Origin of the sequence: Rhodovibrio sodomensis (genome assembly GCF_016583645.1) — a bacterium.
GTDB lineage: Bacteria > Pseudomonadota > Alphaproteobacteria > Kiloniellales > Rhodovibrionaceae > Rhodovibrio > Rhodovibrio sodomensis.
This window is the reverse complement of record NZ_NRRL01000228.1, coordinates 1-2,430: the sequence shown is the minus strand read 5'-3', so window position 1 is coordinate 2,430 and position 2,430 is coordinate 1. Positions and strand designations below refer to the sequence as shown.

2 protein-coding genes are annotated in these 2,430 nt (G+C 68.9%); both read left to right on the top strand.

What is annotated here, in order from left to right; translation table 11 throughout:
* The first annotated feature begins 215 nt into the window (after nt 1–215).
* Complete coding sequence (locus tag CKO28_RS27255; protein WP_200344623.1) at nt 216–566, top strand: hypothetical protein; 351 nt, start codon at nt 216–218, stop codon at nt 564–566.
* A gap of 534 nt (nt 567–1,100) precedes the next feature.
* Nucleotides 1,101–2,141, top strand: a complete 1,041-nt coding sequence (locus CKO28_RS27250) for a TolB-like translocation protein (RefSeq protein ID WP_207168959.1) — start codon at nt 1,101–1,103, stop codon at nt 2,139–2,141.
* Nucleotides 2,142–2,430: the final 289 nt, after the last annotated feature.

The following is a 2,430-nucleotide window of genomic DNA, read 5'->3' as shown; positions in this document are numbered from 1 at the left end:
CCCGGCGGACCGACCACGGCCTGCCCGTGCACAGCTTCCAGAGCCTGCTCGACGACCTGGGCACGCTGTGCCTCAACACCGTCAGCATGCCCAGCAACCCGGCCTACAGCTTCGATCAGCCGACCCAGCCCACGCCGCTGCAGGCCAAGGCCTTCGACTTGCTCGGCGTCAGCCCATGATGTAGCCAGAGCGGACTCGCCCGTGGCGCCAATTCTTTGAGCACCATCAGGGAGTTACTGTTCTGGCCAAATAAAAAGTTCAGCTTAAAAGCGGCGGTCTCCGACCCCACCCCCTTCGATGGACTGGAGCGGAGAGACGCCATGTTCCGCATCGTCAAGACTTCCGCCGCCGTGACCACCGAGCTTATGCTGGGTGCCGGTGTCGCCGCGCCGGGGAACGCTGACAATGCCTGGTCGGATGTCGGCGAACGAGCCGGCAACGCGTGGACACCCGGCGCCGGTGGGCCGCGGCCTATGGATCGTTCGTGCTTCGCTGATCGGGAGCGCGCAGCCGATACTGAATCCGCCAAAGCCAGGGGCGACGACGATGCAAGCCGTTTGCCATAAATATGGAATCTGGGGCTCTGAACGGACACGGGATGGCGAAAGCACCAGTCCCCACAATTATGGCTATTCCACTCAGTAGTGCCAAACCGCCGGTGTCCTAGGCGCGGCGGGGCTTCGGCAGTCGTGCATCGGGGCCCTGATTGCGATCACGTAATTGCATCAGGGCGAGCCGGTTCGGCTTTCATCGATTTTGTTCCAGGCGCGCGTTCGCCCCGGGCATGCCGGCGTCACGGGCCGGGGCGAAGGGGCTGCGGCCCGGCGAACCCACGGCTATTCAACAATCCGTAACTTTGCCGCGCCGCCGGTGCATGATGCACTGAGAGCGGCTGGTCGGGTCATTTCCGAGACCCCCAGGAGACACGGGAGCCGGACGCCATGCTGCGAAGTGCCGTGCTTGCCGCCACGATATTGGCCTCCACCATTTTGCCGGGTGCGGTGGAGTCGGACGCTGCCGCCGATTGTCTGGGGTCGGTCTGTACCTGGGCCCGGACCTACGGCGGGCCGCTAGAGGATAAGGCGCGCGGGGCCGCCTTTATGCCCGACGGCGATGTCGTGGTCGCGGGCAAGACGCGCTCCCACGGCGGCGGCCGCGCGGCCGGCTGGAGCGCGCGGCTGGATCCGGGCGGCGAGACCCGCTGGACCCGCACGATCGGCGGCGCCCGGGCGACGGACGGCTTCAAGCGCGGCCTGCCGCGCGCCGATGGCGGCACCCGCCTGATCGGCCAGACCCGCAGCGAGGGTGCGGGGGAGAGCGACGGTTGGCTGCTCGACCTCAACGCCGAGGGCAACACCGAACGGGAGCGCGTCTTCGGCGGGCCGGAGAACGACCGCTTCGTCGACGCCGCCATGCTGGCGGACGGCGGCACGCTCGCGGTCGGCTTCACCGCCTCCTATGGCGCGGGCGACCGCGACGTCTGGGCCGTGCGGACCGATGCCGAGGGGCGGGCCGTCTGGCAGCGCACCTTCGGCGGGTCGCGGGACGACGGCGCCTACGGCGTGGCCGTCCACGATGGGCGCGCGGTCGTGGTCGGCTACACCCGCACGGATGGCGAGGCGGGCTACGACGTTTGGGCGGCGCGGCTCGACCTCGCCGATGGGGAGGCCGTGTGGACGCGCACGCTGGACCGCAGCGGCATGGACGCCGCGACCAGTGTCACCTTCGCTGGCGATGGGGATGTGGTGATCGCGGCCTCCACCGCCGGCGGCGGGTTCGGGCGCGACGACATCTGGCTGATCCGCCTGAGCGCCGACGGGGACAACGTCTGGACGCGCACCCTGGGCGGCCCGTCGGCGGACACGCCCTGGTCGCTGGCTCCGCTCGCCGACGGCGGAGTGGTGGTCGCGGCGAGCACGCAGTCGTACGGTGCCGGCAGCGCCGATGCCTGGCTGCTCAATGTCGACGACAACGGGGCGGTGCGCTGGCAGCGCACCTACGGCGGGGAGCTGTGGGACTGGCCGGGGCAGGTTGCGGTGCGCCCGGACGGTGGGCTGTTGATGGCGGGCTACACCACCAGCTTGGGTGCGGGCTACGAAGACGTCTGGGTGCTGCGCCTGGACGCACAGGGGCGGCTGTAGCGCCGGCCCGGCTCGCGTTTCGTCTACGCCGGTGGTTAGGTACGCGCGGACCGCTGGCGCGGCCAAACACCGAATTTTTCGCGCTGGACATTCCGGCAGTGATTGACCTGGAAACCATTCATTTCGGGCGGCACCCGAGGCAGGCAACCGCTCTTGCCTCGACTAGCCCGATGGGGTGGACGCCCCCTCCGGCGGCATCGGTGTGCCAGAATGGGTATATCGACAAACGCCATTCGAGGAGGAGGCATCCATGTCGGAGGTTAGCATGATCGGGCTGGATCTGGCGAAG

Bases quoted from the DNA above. Each gene is read 5' to 3' on its own strand.
- CKO28_RS27250 (WP_207168959.1), top strand. From the start codon at position 1,101: ATGCCCGACGGCGATGTCGTGGTCGCGGGCAAGACGCGCTCCCACGGC.